This window comes from Rhodococcus sp. T9N (assembly GCF_024436645.1).
Lineage (GTDB): Bacteria > Actinomycetota > Actinomycetes > Mycobacteriales > Mycobacteriaceae > Rhodococcus_F > Rhodococcus_F qingshengii.
In genome coordinates, this window is the sequence record NZ_JAMSKS010000027.1 from 54625 (window position 1) to 69441 (window position 14817).

Sequence of the window (14817 nt, forward strand, 5' to 3'; positions counted from 1 at the left end):
CTATCGTGCCACTCGCTCGAATATCCGTGTAGCCGCCGTCGTGCCGACTGCGACACACGCCGGAACCCCGACGCCGTGCAGCCACGACCCGGCCAGGGCGAGGCCGTCGAACTGCGTCATCCCGGACTCGATTTCAGCCACGATTTCCGTGTGACCTGGGGCGTATTGGGGAAGACCTCCGTGCCACCGCTGTACGAAGGTCGCGCCTGGCTCCTCGGTGATTCCGGTCACGGTCTCGAGATCGGCGCGCGCGAAGTCGATCAACTCACCATCCGGCCGGTCGACGATCTCCGATGCACCGAATCGACCGAACGACACCCGAACGAGGTGCTCACCGCGATCAGCGAGGTGTGTCCACTTTCGGCTCGACAGCGTGAACGCCTTGGCGGTCAGGTCGGCGTCGGTGGCTACCAGGATCCCTGAATTCTGCGGAAGTTCGACCTGCCCGGACAACCGGAGCGCCACCACCGCGGACGACGCCAGTTCGATCCGAGCGACGGTACTCGCAACATCCGCATCGACTCCGGCCAACAGCGCCGCCGCGCGCGGCGCCGGGACGGCCAGAATCACCGCGTCGACGCTTCCGAGCGGATCGACGTTCCAACCAGCCCCGTCGCTGCGCAACCCAGAAGCCTCGCCACGGACGAAGGTCGCGTCGGCGGCCTGCTGCAGCGCATCGAGCAGGATGCCGTACCCGTCTCTGAGCGCTCCGAACACCGGCCCCGGTGCAGGCGTCGGCAATGCGGCTGCGACTGCATCCGTGAGGCTCCGAGAGCCCGCATCGAGGGCCGCAGCGAGTGTCGGCAAAGCTGCACGCACGCCGATGGTCTCCGCCAGCCCCGAGTACACCCCACCGAGAAGCGGATCCACCGATCGGCTGACCACCTGATCACCGAATCGCTGCGAAACCAGTTCGGCAACACTGCAATCGGAACCGCGGGTCCACTCCAGCGGGACGCCGGCCTCGGCCGCTATGCGCGCCAGGGTCTGCTCGTCGACAAGATCTCGAACCGACTCCGCCGAAGCCGGGATTCCCATCAGGGTTCCGGTCGGCAACCGATTCAGTGAGCCCTGAGACCAGATCAACGGACTCAGGCCCGCGGGATAGACGATCTGATCGGTCAGTCCCAGCTCGGCGAGAAGCGCAGGAACTTCCGGCCGACGGGCGATGAAAGCCTCGGCACCGATGTCGATCGGGCCACCGCCCAGATCAATCGTTCGCAGCTTCCCGCCCAGTCGCGGTGAGTCGTCGACGATCGTGATGTCGGCTTCGGAGCCCAGACTGCGCCGAAGCCGGTACGCGGCAACCAGACCGGAGATTCCTCCTCCGATCACCGCGACCGACGGCCGAGTCGTTGTCACAGCGAGTGCACCAGCTCCACCGCCGAGGTGATCGCCGTGGGATCGGTGTCGGGAAGAACTCCGTGGCCGAGGTTGAAGATGTGGCCGATGGCACCGGCCTCGATCGCGCGGTCCCCTTCGGCGGCGATCCGGCGCACCTCACGATCGATCACCTCGGGGCCCGCGAACAGTACGGCGGGATCGAGATTGCCCTGCAGCGCCTTACCCGGACCGACACGACCAGCCGCGACGTCGAGCGGAATCCGCCAGTCGACACCCACGACGTCGGCGCCTGCCTCCCCCATCGCGCCGAGAAGTTCACCGGTGCCGACACCGAAGTGGATACGCGGGACGCCGGCAGCGGCAACCTCGGCGAACACTCGCTCGGAATGCGGCAGGACAAATTCCCGATAATCGGCCAGCGAGAGCGCGCCGGCCCACGAGTCGAACAGCTGGACCGCGTCGACGCCCGCCTTGAGCTGCGCCTGCAGGAAGCAGATCGTGGTGTCGGCCAAACTTCCGAGCAACGCGTGCCAGGTCTTCGGATCGGAGTGCATGAGCGCTTTGGTCTTCTCGTGGTTCCGGCTCGGACCACCTTCGACCAGATACGACGCCAGAGTGAACGGCGCTCCGGCAAAGCCGATCAGCGGCGTGGAGCCCAACTCGGTGGTGAGAAGCCGAACGGCCTGTGCGATTGCGCCTACCTCTTCGGGGACCAGTCGCGGGAGTGCTGCAACGTCGGCGATGGAGCGAATCGGATTGGCGACCACCGGTCCGACGCCGGCAACGATGTCGAGATCAATTCCCGCGGCTTTGAGTGGAACGACGATGTCCGAGAACAGGATTGCCGCGTCCACGTCGTGACGGCGCACCGGCTGCATCGTGATCTCACAGACCAGCGCCGGATCGAAACAAGATTCCAACATGCCGATCCCGGCGCGGATCTCGCGGTACTCCGGCAACGAACGCCCGGCCTGACGCATGAACCACACCGGCCGTCGACTCGGAGTGCGTCCGGTCGCCGCGGCAAGCAACGGTGCGTCGGGCAAGACTCGCCGAGCGCTGTACTCCGCCGACCCGGTAATGCCTGAATTCATGTTGTCCAACCCGCTCATCAGTCCTCGCGCTCTCCGCCAACGTGTGTCTTCGATCGACTCAATGCTGCCACGTCCCACACTCGGGATCGGACACCCGAGCGGTTCGTGAGCGGCCACACACCCGAGCCACACTCGGTCGGCGCGCCTCCACCTCCCCGCCCGCATCCCCGACTAACGTCCTGACCTGTGACGACATCCGGATCGACAGCCGACCCGGCCGAGTTCCGTGCCGCCGTGGAGGCGATGACCGCTGCGCGGGTTCGGCCCGAGATAGAGGTCGGTCCCATCCGCCCGCCGCAGCGTCTCGCTCCGTACAGCCACGCGGTGGGGGCTGAGGTTCTCCACCCGGACTCCGACGTCGTGGCCGAGCAGTCCGAAGGTGACGCTTTCGGCCGCCTGATCCTGTTGTTCGATCCGGACGGCGACGAGGCGTGGAACGGCACCATGCGGTTGGTGGCGTACATCCAGGCCGATCTCGACGAAGCCGTCGCCGCGGATCCACTACTTCCCGAAGTAGCCTGGAGTTGGCTGGTGGACGCTTTGGAGGCCGGACCGGAACCTTTTGTGGCCCTGGGCGGTACGGTCACAGCCACAACTTCCGTGCGGTACGGCGACATCGCCGGGCCTCCGCGAGCCCATCAACTGGAGTTGCGAGCGTCCTGGACTGCAACTTCGTCCGAATTGGCTCACCACGTCGAGGCTTTCTGCGAGGTTCTCGCGTACGCGGCGGGGCTTCCGCCTGCCGGGATAACCACGCTGTCGCGGCAGAACGACTGACTCTGCTATTCGTTTGAGCATTCCCCCGGAAAAATACTAGAACCTGTTCTAGAATGAGTCATGCAACGTCTCAGCGGACTCGACGCGACCTTCCTCTACTTGGAAACACCGACCCAGCTATTGCACGTTTGTGGACTTGTCCTGCTCGACCCCACGACCATCCCGGGCGGCTACGACTACCGGAAGCTGCTTCGCGAGTTGGACTCGCGGATGGCCACCATGCCGACCTTCCGGCGCAAACTCAAAGATTCCCGTCTCAATCTCGACTACCCCGTGTGGGTCGACGATCACGATTTCGACATCGAGCGGCACTGCCACCGGACCGCGGTACCTGCTCCCGGCACACACGCGGAACTGGCAGAGCTCGCCGGACACATCGCGAGCCAACCGCTGGATCGTTCCCGACCGCTGTGGGAGATGTGGGTCATCGAGGGACTTGCCGACGGACAGATCGCCGTCATGTCGAAGATCCATCACAGCGCTGCCGACGGTGTCACCGGCGCGAACATCCTGGCTCAGCTGTGCAGTCTCGAACCGGATTCACCGGCGCTCGTGGATCCCACCGCACAGGGTGCGGGCGACGCGGGAACGCTGGACATCGCCATCGGCGGACTCATGGCCGTCATCGCCCGACCCGCAAGAATTGCCCGTCTGGTCCCCGGCGGAATCGCCATGCTCCCGAAGTGGGTGACGCGTGCACGAAAGGGTGAAGCGATGCCTGCTCCGTTCACCGCGCCGCGGACCTCGTTCAACGGCGCGATCACCGGTCATCGCAACGTCGCGTTCAGCCAACTCGATCTCGCGAAGGTCAAAGCCGTCAAGGACCGTCACGGGGTCAAGGTCAACGACGTGGTTCTCGCGCTCTGCGCCGGGGCACTGCGTAAGTATCTGGAGGACCGGGACGAGCTGCCGGAGGATTCCCTCGTCGCCATGGTGCCGGTGTCGGTCCACGGCAAATCCGATCGTCCGGGCACGAACCAGATCTCGGGCATGTTCACGCAACTCGGCACCCAGATCGCCGATCCGGTCGAACGCCTGCACGCGATCAGCGATTACAACGCCACCTCGAAGAATCACAACGAGGCTCTGGGCGCGAACATGCTCCAGGACTGGTCGCAGTTCGCTTCGCCGGCGGTGTTCGGCGCCGCCATGCGCGTGTACTCGTCGCTCAAACTCGCCGAGCGTCACCCCGTCGTGTCCAACCTGGTCGTGTCGAATGTGCCTGGACCGCCGGTCCCGCTCTACTTCCTCGGTGCCCAGATCAAGGGAATGTTCCCGCTCGGCCCGATCTTTCACGGAGCAGGTCTCAACGTGACGGTGATGTCTCTCGACGGAAAACTCGACGTCGGCATCGTCAGTTGCTCCGATCTGGCACCCGAATTGGACCAGCTCGCGCAAGGTTTCGGAGCCGCACTCGACGAACTGTTCGACGCTGAGGTGACAACCCCGGCCCCGACTGCGACGTAGAGTCAGTGACCATGTCCGAAGTCACCGATGATGCAACCGAGCCCACCTCCGACGTAGTTCCGCTGCTCGTTCCGCGTGACGGAGTTCCGGACGTCATCACCACTGCCGCCGGTGTCGCCGACGCCGCGGCCGCGCTGGCCTCCGGCCACGGCCCGCTCGCCGTGGACGCCGAGCGCGCATCCGGATTCCGCTATTCGGCACGGGCGTACCTGATCCAGCTTCGCCGCGAAGGAGCAGGATCGTTCCTTCTCGACCCGATTCCGACAGCGCAAGACCTGCAGCCGTTGGCCGAGGTGATCAACCCGTTGCAATGGGTGCTGCACTCTGCCGATCAGGATCTCCCCGGCCTCGCCGAACTGGGCCTGACGCCGGCCGAGCTGTTCGACACCGAACTGGCCGGACGAATGGCCGGGTTCGAGCGAGTCGGACTCGCCGCGATCGTGGAACGAACCCTGCGAGTGGAACTTCGCAAGGGTCACGGGGCTGCGGACTGGTCGACACGTCCGCTGCCGGACGCCTGGTTGAACTACGCCGCCCTCGACGTCGAAGTGCTTCTCGAACTGCGCGACGCAATGGAATCCGAACTCGAATCCCAAGGCAAACTCGATTGGGCGAAGGAAGAGTTCGAGTACATCCGTCTGGCCGGCCCGCCCAAGCCCAAACCGGACCGCTGGCGTCGTACGTCGCACATCACCTCACTCAAGACCACCCGTCAGTTGGCGGCGGTACGGGCGCTGTGGCAGGCGCGCGAGGATCTCGCACGCAAGCGCGACGTGTCTCCGAGTCGGGTTCTTCCTGACTCCGCGATCATCGATGCCGCTCTCAAAGATCCTCGGTCGCTGGATGCGCTCCGCTCGCTTCCCGTCTTCGGCGGACCACGTCAACGCCGGTATTCGCGTATTTGGATGGACGCACTGGAAGCCGCGCGCAGGCTCCCCGACAGCGAGCTTCCGCCGAAAACCCCGCCCATCGTCGGGCCGCCCGCTGCCGGCCGCTGGGCCCGCCAGGATCCAGCGGCGGCTGATCGGTTGACCGCGGCGCGCGCAGCACTGTCGGACCTGAGCAAAGAGGTTTCGGTGCCCGTGGAGAATTTGCTCCAACCCGACCTGGTCAGGCGCCTGTGCTGGGACTGGAAACTGGAACCCGACTCGGACATCGCCGAAGTCGAGAGTGCGATCGAGACCAAGCTCACTTCCGGTGGCGCACGTGGCTGGCAACGCACTTTGACCGTTCCCGTCCTCGCCGAGGCACTGAACTCCGTGGTCCCGGCCGAGCCCGAAGTGGAAGAGCCGGAATCCTGACCTGACCCCGGTGTGAGGTTGGAGCAATTCGGCACGTTAAGTTACCGGTCAGTAATGGGCAGTAGTACGCTCGATACGAGGCCGGACGCCTGGCCGTGATCGCCGAACCAACGTCTCACCGCCCTTCGGTGCGGTGGGCAGCTCCATCAGGAGGAATTCGCGTGGCTCCATCCACAAACAACCAACGCAACGTCGTCTTCGTCGACGGCATTCGCACCCCGTTCGGCAAGGCCGGCCCGAAAGGCATGTACGCCGACACGCGCGCAGACGATCTCGTCGTCAAGGCGATTCGTGAGCTGCTTCGCCGTAACCCGCAGCTCGATCCCGCACGGATCGACGAAGTTGCTGTCGCAGCCACCACGCAGACCGGTGACCAGGGCCTGACCATCGGCCGCACCGCTGCGATCCTCGCCGGTCTCCCCGAAACCGTTCCCGGATTCGCCATCGACCGCATGTGTGCCGGCGCGATGACCGCCGTCACCACCACCGCGTCGGGCATCGGCTTCGGCCAGTACGACGTCGTGATCGCCGGTGGCGTCGAGCACATGGGTCACCACCCGATGGGTGAGGGCGCAGACCCCAACCCGCGTTTCCTCGCCGACCGCCTGGTCGACCCGAGCGCCCTCGTGATGGGTAACACCGCCGAGAACCTGCACGACCGGTTCCCGACCATCACCAAGGACCGCACGGACGCCTACGCCGTCAACAGCCAGAACAAGTACGACGCTGCCAAGAAGGCCGGCTTCATCGCCGACACCCTGGTCCCCGTCGCCACCCGCAGTTCCGCGGGCTGGGGTCTGGCCACCGAAGACGAGCCGCCGCGCCCCGGAACCACCGTCGAAGATCTCGCGAAGCTCAAGACGCCGTTCCGCCCGGCCGGACGCATCACCGCCGGTAACGCAGCCGGACTCAACGACGGTGCCACCGCAGCACTGCTCGCCGGTGAGGACACCGCAGCCGAGCTCGGCCTGCCGGTCGGCATGCGCATGGTGGGCTTCGCCTACCAGGGCGTCGACCCCGCCGTCATGGGCATCGGCCCGGTTCCCGCCACTGAGAAGCTGCTGGCACGCACCGGCCTCAAGATCGAGGACATCGGACTCTTCGAGATCAACGAGGCGTTCGCCGTTCAGGTCCTCGCGTTCCTCGAGCACTACGGAATCGCCGACGACGACCCGCGCGTCAACCAGTGGGGCGGCGCCATCGCGTGTGGCCACCCCCTCGCTTCCTCGGGCGTTCGCCTGATGACGCAGCTCTCCCGCCAGTTCGCGACGCGTCCCGACGTGCGCTACGGCTTGACCACCATGTGCATCGGCCTCGGCATGGGCGGCACCGTCATCTGGGAGAACCCGAACCACGCTGACTACCAGGCAGGAGTTAACTAAATGTCTGATATTGCAACAGCATTCGCCGACGAGGTCGTGACGAACGCCTACACGAAGATCATCTCGGTCCCCGGCATCGAGGGCCCGTTTGCACTGATCACCCTCGACAACGGCTTCGACCACACCAAGCCGTCGTCCTTCGGTCCCGGCGGACTCGCAGCATTCGACGCCGCCCTCGACGAAGCCTTTGCCGCCAACCCGGTTGCCATCGCCGTCACCGGCAAGCCGTTCATCTTCGCCGCCGGCGCGGATCTCAAGGGTGTTCCCGCGATCACCTCTCGTGAGCAGGGACTCGAGCTGGGCCGCTTGGGTCACAAGGTGTTCCGACGCCTGCGTGAGTCGTCCGTTCCCACGTTCGCCTTCATCAACGGTGTCGCTCTGGGCGGCGGCCTCGAGGTCGGACTGCACAGCCACTACCGCACGGTTGCCGCCAATGCGGGCGCACTGGGTCTTCCGGAAGCATTCCTCGGTCTGGTCCCCGGTTGGGGCGGAACGCAGTTGCTCCCCAACCTCGTCGGCCCGTCGAACGCCGTCACCGTGGTTATCGAGAACTCGCTGAACCAGAACAAGGTGCTCTCCCCCAAGAAGGCACTCGAACTCGGCGTCGTCGACGTCGTTCTCGACTCCGCCGACTTCATCGAGCAGTCCCTCGCCTGGGCGTCGCAGGTCCTCGCCGGCACAGTGACACCCGCTCGCCCCGAGATCGATCGTGGCCAGGGCTGGGACGACGCGATCGCTCGTGCGAAGGCGATCGTCGACGGCAAGACCAAGGGCAACGCTCCCGGCGCCGTCAAGGCCGTCGAGTTGCTCGAACTGGCTCGCAGCACCGACATCACCGATGCCGCCTCGCTCGACAAGGGCTTCGCGGCCGAGGACGAGGCTCTTGCCGACCTCCTCCTGACGGACGAACTCCGCGCGGGTCTGTACGCCTTCGATCTGGTGAACAAGCGCGCCAAGCGTCCCGCCGGAGCACCCGACCGCTCGCTCGCTCGTAAGGTCAGCGGCGTCGGCATCGTCGGCGCCGGCCTCATGGCCAGCCAGCTCGCGCTGCTCTTCGTCCGCCAGCTCAAGGTGCCGGTCATCCTGACCGACATCGACCAGGAACGCATCGACAAGGGTGTCGGCTACGTCCACACCGAAATCGAGAAGCTCCAGGGCAAGGGACGCCTGTCCCCCGACGCTGCGAACCGCCTCAAGGCGCTCGTCTCCGGCTCCCTCGACAAGGCCGCGTTCGCCAAGACCGACTTCGTCATCGAAGCCGTCTTCGAGAACATGGACGTCAAGAAGAAGGTCTTCGCGGAACTCGAGCAGTTCATCGCTCCCGAAACCATCCTCGCCACCAACACGTCTTCGCTCTCCATCACGGAGATGGCGTCCGGCCTCGAACATCCCGAGCGTGTGGTCGGCTTCCACTTCTTCAACCCGGTGGCCGTTCTTCCCCTCCTCGAGATCATCAAGGGCAGCAAGACCGATGATGCCACTCTCGCAACGGCTTTCGCCACCGCGAAGTCGCTGAAGAAGTCCGCCGTCCTCTGCGGCGACAAGGCCGGCTTCGTCTTCAACCGCCTCGTCACCCGCACCTTGGGTGAGGTCATGTCCGCCGTCGACGAAGGCACCCCCTTCGACGTCGCAGACAATGCCATCGCCGAACTCGGCATGCCCATGTCGCCGTTCACCTTGCTGGCCCTCGTCGGACCCGCAGTGGCACTGCACACCGGTGAGACCCTGCAGGAGTCGTACCCGGACCGGTTCAAGAGCTCACCCGGACTCGAAGCACTCGTCGAGGCCCGCAAGCCCGGCGTGTGGACCTGGGGCGAGAACGGTCAGGCCGTCGACCCCGAGGTCGCCGCACTGTGGCCGCAGGGTGACAAGGTGTCCACCTCGGAAGAGGTCCTCGAGCGCACACGTCGTGCATTTGCCGAGGAAATTCAGATCATGCTCGACGAGGGCGTCGTAGCGGCAGCCGAGGACATCGACCTCTGCCTGCTGCTCGGCGGCGGATTCGGATTCTGGAACGGCGGCATCACGCCGTACCTGGACCGCACCGGCACCTCCGAGGCCGTCAACGGCAAGCGCTTCCTCGCGCCTGGTGTTGCCAGCGTCTGAGTCAGTCGATCGACCCGTCACGGACGGCGTGCCCTCGGGTACGCCGTCCGTGGCGTTCTGCAGGCTCAGAATAGGGTTCCCACATCGTCTTTCACGATGTTCGCGAGCGCACGCTCCGCGACGGCGGCGATAGTCATCGACGGATTGCACGCAGCGGAGTTTCCCGGCAGCAGAGCGCCGTCGAGCACGTACAACCCCCGCTGGCCCAGAACCCGCCCATCAAGATCGCACACCGAGTTCATGCAGGCACCGCCGAGGGGATGCCACGTGGACGGCAGTATCGCGTTCGTATCGGTGAGCAGTCCTCCTGCCGCGATCTGCTGGGCCGCAGGTCCGATGTGGCCTTGCTGGATCGCAGAGTCGCCATCACTCGGCCAACGGAGCACCGCCTCACCCCGCGCCGAGTCGTACACGAACCGACCTCGGTCGCGGCTCACACCGAATCCGACCATCACCGTGCTGTGAGCGTCGAACGCAACGGGCGGGAACGACGCCTGAATGACGGTGAACGCGTTATGCGGGTCGTCCCAGTTCCGGCTGCCGTAGACGACCGGCCCGCCCTGCGTCGCGCCGAAATTCTCGGCGAGATCCGACCAGATGTAGATCCGATCGGCATTGGTCCCCCACCCTGCGCCGAGCTCGTCCGGCAGATCCGTGATCCGCCCCGTTGCCGCGGCGCGGACCAGGAGTTTGGTGGTGTTCATGCTGCCGGCAGCCATGACGAGCGCATCCGTCGTCAAGATCTTGTTCTCGAGAATCTTGCCGGAAATGTCGGTCCGGTCCACGTACACGCGCCACCGTCCGTCGGCGGACCGCTCGACATCGGTGACCTGGTGCAGAGTCTCCACATTCACCAATCCGGTCGCTTCCGCAGCCGCAATGTAGGTGACATCCACCGAATGTTTGCCACCGTTGTTGACACCGAGCGCGCCGTCACCGTTGGTGTAAGACGGCTTCATCTCACCCCTCAGTTCGGCCAACGCGAAGTTCCAGTCGATCGGCATCGGAATCTTCGACACGGGTAGACCGGAACGCGTTGCGTTACGCGCGAATACACGTGCCGCCTCGTAGTTCGGGCTGGAAATCAGTTCGTCTGGTGCAGTTTCCACTTGCAGCATCCGCGCCACCCGCGGGTAATGGACGCGGCCCATTCGTGCGTAATCGAGCTCCTCCGGAAAGTGCGTGTTGAAGACCGCTTCTTCCGGTTGCAGCGTCATCCCTTGGTACACAAGCGATCCGCCGCCCACACCGGCTGCGCAGATCGCGGTCATGTTCTCACCGGTCACCGTCTCCAACAAACCCGCGTATGGCTCGAAGATCGCCGGCCTGCCGAACAGAGTCGGGTTGGACTGATGCCAGAGGATGCGCTTGTCCGGGCTGGCGGGGTGCGGGAAAGTTTCGGCATTCGGCCCGGTCTGCCACCGAATCCCTCTCTCCAGCAAAGTGACCGGAACCCCCGCCTCGGCCAGGCGAAGTGCCGTCACCCCGCCGCCGAACCCCGATCCGATAACCACGACACGGTGCACTTCACGTGTCAGCGGAATCCCTGTTGCAGCCCTGGCAGTGCGTGGCGCCATCATCGCGACTCCCACGGCGGCCGTACCGGCCAAGAACGATCTACGTTTCACTCCGGACATGACTGGTGCTCCCTCGAAGAATGTCGCCAGAGAATTCCGGGCACGCCAAAACTAGACACTCTGACGCTCGAGTGTCAAGGTTTTGGCGGAGCAGGCAAGGAACTACGAGGTCGACCGGATTGCGGGCCCGAGCCACCTCGAGAGAAAGGCCCGTAAGGAGTCGTCGGAATGTACGAGGTCACTGTCGAATGCAACAACCGAAAGCCCCAGTCGGACGGCAATTTCCACTATCTCATCCAACTCCGCCTCGGTGGCGAGGCCACGTTCGACCATAGGGGTGAGCATCTGACCAGCGAAAGGTATTGCTCGACTCATCATTTCGAGATCGAAGACAGGGTTTCCCCGCTCGGCGAGGAGCAGAGTCGCGAGCACCGGGTGAGCACGCACGGCAGTTCGCGCGGCAACGATGAATTCGACGACGTAATCACACGCCGTGTCGACCGACTCCACCTGTGCCGTGATCTCCCCGAGAACCTCGACAGCGAGACCGCCCATCGCCTGGGAGACGACCTCCTCACGTGTGCCGAAAATCGAGTACACCGTCTGGCGCGAGACACCGGCCGCGGTGGCAACTGCGGCAATGTTCACAGCCTCGAATCCGCCACCTTCGATCAGTCCGAGGGCGGCGCCGAGAATCTTCTGCTGTGATCGCACGAGGAAAGTATTGCCCACCGAAACGGTGCACTGAGAAACGCGGTCCAGATCCGACTCCCACCTGCATAAACGGCACAATCGGTTTCGTTTGGCTGCCGAAATTCAGTAGGTTAGGCTGCCCTTCATGAAAACTTCTGTTCGGGGCTTCACTGCCCTCGGTGCGGCTGCAATCGCGGTCACCGCACTTGTCTCGTGCTCCTCGGATTCAGGCACATCCACGCCATCCCAAGGTACGGGCGGATTCCCCGTCAGCATCGAGAACACCTTCGGCACCACGACCATCGACTCGAAGCCCGAGCGCCTCGTCACCCTCGGATGGAACGCGCAGGACATCCTGTACGCACTCGATCTGACTCCGGTCGGACAGCCCAAGTACACCTACGGCGCGGACGACAACGGCGTCATGCCCTGGGCGCAGGACTACTTCGACGCGGACAAGACAACGCTCTTCGACATGCCGGCCAGCGGAGAACCGCCGATCGAGTCCATCGCGTCGTTGACCCCCGACGTCATCCTCGCGCCGTACGAGGGCTTCGAGGAATCCGTCTACAACCAACTGAGCAAGATCGCACCGACGGCCGCCTACCCCGGCGCGGCCTGGCAGACATCCTGGCAGGACCAGACCCGCATCGTCGGCAAGGCAGTCGGCAAGAGCGAAGAGGCCGACAAGCTCGTCGACGGCCTCGACGCGACTCTCGCCGATACCGCCACAGCCCACCCGGAGTTCGCCGGAAAGACATTGGCAGTGGTCAACTTCGACACCGATTCGAGCAACATCAACGTCTATCTGCCCACTGATCCGCGGGTCCAGGTGCTGACCGAACTCGGGTTCGTCAACGCACCGGGCGTCGAGAAGCTAGCCGCGGAAAATGCAGGTGGATCGTTCTTCAAGACGATCTCCTACGAGAACATCGCCGACATCGACGCCGATGTGATCGTCGGCTTCACCGACGGCTCCGGTGATCCGTCCGGCATACCCGCAGTCGGTGGACTCGGCGCGGTCAAGCGTGGATCCACCGCATTCCTCAGCGACACCCGGGTCATCGGCGGACTGAGCAACGTCAACGTCCTGAGCACGCCGTGGGTCCTCGGCCAGATCACACCGACGTTGAGCGAAGCCGCAAAGCGCGCCTCGGCCTAGAAACGAGATTTTCCCGACAACCCTCTCCGGCGTGATCCGTATCGAACGGCTCGCCGGAGAGGCGGGTGACCCGGAAATTCATGGCGAAGGATCTCGAAGACATCGCAGCAAAAGCCGAGCGTCTCTCGGGCGAGTAAAGCGCCCTCACCTGCACTTACCATATTGTTTGCATAATAACTGCAATCAATACGACATCACTGTTTCCAGCTGATTCGCTGCGGGAATGGACTCAGCTGGGTAACGGCGCGTGAGTCCCCGCCAAATCTGCCCGGGTGGGCGTAGCGTGCAGAGTGCTCGCGGATGGATCGGCGCATCGGGGTGTCGACCGTAGGGCCTTTGAGGGGGCAGGAATGGCATTCAGCGGAACCGCCTCCGGCGGAGGATCAGGCGCTACTCGCGCCGACGTCGGACATGCAGTGCTCTTCGCCGGCGCCGCCGCGCTCGGCGGTTTTCTGTTCGGATACGACACCGCCGTCATCAACGGGGCGGTCGGTGCGATCCGAGACAAGTACGACATCGGCGCCTCGGGCACCGGGCTCACGGTCTCACTGACTCTGCTCGGCGCAGCACTCGGCGCCTGGATCGCAGGCACACTCGCCGACCGACTCGGCCGCATCCGCGTCATGCAGATAGCCGCGGTGTTGTTCATCATCGGCGCCGTAGGCTCCGCAATTCCGTTCAGCGTCTACGACCTCACGTTCTGGCGCGTGGTCGGCGGCCTGGCAGTGGGTTTCGCGTCAGTCATCGCCCCGGCCTACATCGCGGAGATCTCCCCCGCCGCGATTCGCGGACGTCTCGGCTCGATGTACCAACTGGCGATCGTTCTCGGTATCGCCGTGTCGCAGTTGGTCAATTACGCCCTCCAGGCCGCGGCCGGTGGTGATCGCAATCAGATCGCAGGCCTCGAAGCCTGGCAGTGGATGCTGATGCTCGAGGCGGTTCCCGCAGTCCTGTACCTGATCATGACAACCACGATTCCCGAATCTCCACGGTTCCTCGTGGCGCAGGGCAAGGACGATCGTGCTCGCAAGATCATCTCCGATCTCGAAGGTGGAGATCACGACGCCGTCACCGAACGCATGAACGAGATCCGCGAATCTCTGACGGAGAAGCAAGCCAAGACCACAGTCCGCCAACTCTTCTCGAAGCGGCTCGGGGTCTCCCATTTGGTGTGGGTCGGTATTGCACTCGCCGCATTGCAGCAGTTGGTCGGTATCAACGTGATCTTCTACTACTCGAGCACCCTCTGGCAGGCGGTCGGATTCGGCGCCGACCGGTCCCTGCTGATCAGCGTCGTGAGCGCCTTGGTCAACATCGTCGGTACGTTCGTCGCCATCGCCGTCATCGACCGGGTCGGTCGAAAGCCGTTGTTGCTGGTCGGTTCCGCCGGTATGGCCATCTCACTGGGCACCGCAGCGTTCTGTTTCCATTCGGCAACAGTGACCAAGAACGAGATCGGCGAATCCGTGGCCACGCTGACCGGAGCCAATGCCACTATCGCTCTTATCGGGGCGAACGCATTCGTGTTCTTCTTCGCCTTGTCCTGGGGCCCGGTCGTCTGGGTGTTGATCTCCGAAATGTTCCCCAACCGCGTGCGTGCTGCAGCAGTCGGAATTGCGACCGCCACCAACTGGGTCGCGAACTTCCTGGTGTCCTGGACGTTCCCGGCACTGGCCGATTGGAATCTGTCGTACACCTACGCCGGCTACGCCGTCATGGCAGCGTTGTCACTGTTCGTCGTCCTGCGATTCGTGAAGGAAACGCGAGGCAGCACACTCGAATCCGTCCAGTAGCGAGATCTCACGGTTTCACACTGAAAAGCGGGGGGGGGCCGGGGTGTTGGGCGGCCCCCCCCGAGTGTGTATTTATTGTTTGAGTAACGAGGCCCGGGGCGGGCAAGCCCCGGCGCCAACC

At 64.4% G+C, this 14817-nt stretch carries 11 protein-coding genes; 7 read left to right on the forward strand and 4 right to left on the reverse strand.

What is annotated here, in order from left to right; genetic code table 11:
- Both M1L53_RS29600 and hemE read right to left on the reverse strand, forming a co-directional pair.
- Entirely contained in the window at positions 1 to 1362 is a 1362-nt protein-coding gene (locus tag M1L53_RS29600) for a protoporphyrinogen oxidase (RefSeq protein WP_007732889.1), read from the reverse strand.
- The gene (gene hemE / locus M1L53_RS29605) at positions 1359 to 2456 is read right to left on the reverse strand and encodes a uroporphyrinogen decarboxylase (protein WP_030536874.1); all 1098 of its coding nucleotides are present in this window, start codon (positions 2454 to 2456) and stop codon (positions 1359 to 1361) included. The genes M1L53_RS29600 and hemE overlap by 4 nt, the downstream gene beginning before the upstream one ends.
- Positions 2457 to 2624: 168 nt before the next feature.
- On the opposite strand from hemE, the gene M1L53_RS29610 reads away from it, so the two are divergent.
- From M1L53_RS29610 to M1L53_RS29630, 5 genes are all read left to right on the forward strand, one after another.
- Positions 2625 to 3215 carry a DUF3000 domain-containing protein gene (locus tag M1L53_RS29610; protein ID WP_003942604.1) on the forward strand — a complete coding sequence of 197 codons (591 nt, stop codon included), beginning with the start codon at positions 2625 to 2627 and terminating at the stop codon, positions 3213 to 3215.
- A 60-nt stretch (positions 3216 to 3275) separates the two neighbouring features.
- Positions 3276 to 4682: a wax ester/triacylglycerol synthase family O-acyltransferase gene (locus tag M1L53_RS29615; protein WP_003942594.1), complete on the forward strand. Its 1407-nt coding sequence runs from the start codon at positions 3276 to 3278 to the stop codon at positions 4680 to 4682.
- An 11-nt stretch (positions 4683 to 4693) separates the two neighbouring features.
- On the forward strand, positions 4694 to 5983 hold the full coding sequence (locus tag M1L53_RS29620) for a ribonuclease D (RefSeq protein ID WP_054188507.1): 1290 nt from the start codon (positions 4694 to 4696) through the stop codon (positions 5981 to 5983).
- 161 nt (positions 5984 to 6144) lie between these two features.
- Complete coding sequence (locus M1L53_RS29625) at positions 6145 to 7365, forward strand: thiolase family protein (protein WP_003942598.1); 1221 nt, start codon at positions 6145 to 6147, stop codon at positions 7363 to 7365.
- Positions 7366 to 9471 (forward strand): 3-hydroxyacyl-CoA dehydrogenase NAD-binding domain-containing protein, encoded by a 2106-nt coding sequence (locus M1L53_RS29630; RefSeq protein ID WP_007732875.1) that lies wholly within the window; start codon positions 7366 to 7368, stop codon positions 9469 to 9471.
- Positions 9472 to 9536: 65 nt separating this feature from the next.
- On the opposite strand, the gene M1L53_RS29635 is transcribed toward M1L53_RS29630, so the two are convergent.
- Both M1L53_RS29635 and M1L53_RS29640 read right to left on the reverse strand, forming a co-directional pair.
- Positions 9537 to 11108 carry a GMC oxidoreductase gene (locus M1L53_RS29635; protein WP_083471239.1) on the reverse strand — a complete coding sequence of 524 codons (1572 nt, stop codon included), beginning with the start codon at positions 11106 to 11108 and terminating at the stop codon, positions 9537 to 9539.
- A 102-nt stretch (positions 11109 to 11210) separates the two neighbouring features.
- Complete coding sequence (locus M1L53_RS29640; protein WP_003942617.1) at positions 11211 to 11762, reverse strand: TetR/AcrR family transcriptional regulator; 552 nt, start codon at positions 11760 to 11762, stop codon at positions 11211 to 11213.
- Between the two features lie 124 nt (positions 11763 to 11886).
- Between M1L53_RS29640 and M1L53_RS29645 the strand changes: the two genes are divergently transcribed.
- Complete coding sequence (locus tag M1L53_RS29645) at positions 11887 to 12903, forward strand: iron-siderophore ABC transporter substrate-binding protein (RefSeq protein ID WP_054188508.1); 1017 nt, start codon at positions 11887 to 11889, stop codon at positions 12901 to 12903.
- A 350-nt stretch (positions 12904 to 13253) separates the two neighbouring features.
- A complete protein-coding gene (locus tag M1L53_RS29650) occupies positions 13254 to 14696 on the forward strand; it encodes a sugar porter family MFS transporter (RefSeq protein ID WP_003942633.1) in 1443 nt (480 codons plus the stop codon).
- Positions 14697 to 14817: the final 121 nt, after the last annotated feature.

Coding starts and splice junctions, on each gene's coding strand:
- hemE (WP_030536874.1), bottom strand. CDS start 2,456: ATGAGCGGGTTGGACAACATGAATTCAGGCATTACCGGGTCGGCGGAG.
- M1L53_RS29615 (WP_003942594.1), top strand. CDS start 3,276: ATGCAACGTCTCAGCGGACTCGACGCGACCTTCCTCTACTTGGAAACA.
- M1L53_RS29620 (WP_054188507.1), top strand. CDS start 4,694: ATGTCCGAAGTCACCGATGATGCAACCGAGCCCACCTCCGACGTAGTT.
- M1L53_RS29630 (WP_007732875.1), top strand. CDS start 7,366: ATGTCTGATATTGCAACAGCATTCGCCGACGAGGTCGTGACGAACGCC.
- M1L53_RS29635 (WP_083471239.1), bottom strand. CDS start 11,108: ATGTCCGGAGTGAAACGTAGATCGTTCTTGGCCGGTACGGCCGCCGTG.
- M1L53_RS29645 (WP_054188508.1), top strand. CDS start 11,887: ATGAAAACTTCTGTTCGGGGCTTCACTGCCCTCGGTGCGGCTGCAATC.
- M1L53_RS29650 (WP_003942633.1), top strand. CDS start 13,254: ATGGCATTCAGCGGAACCGCCTCCGGCGGAGGATCAGGCGCTACTCGC.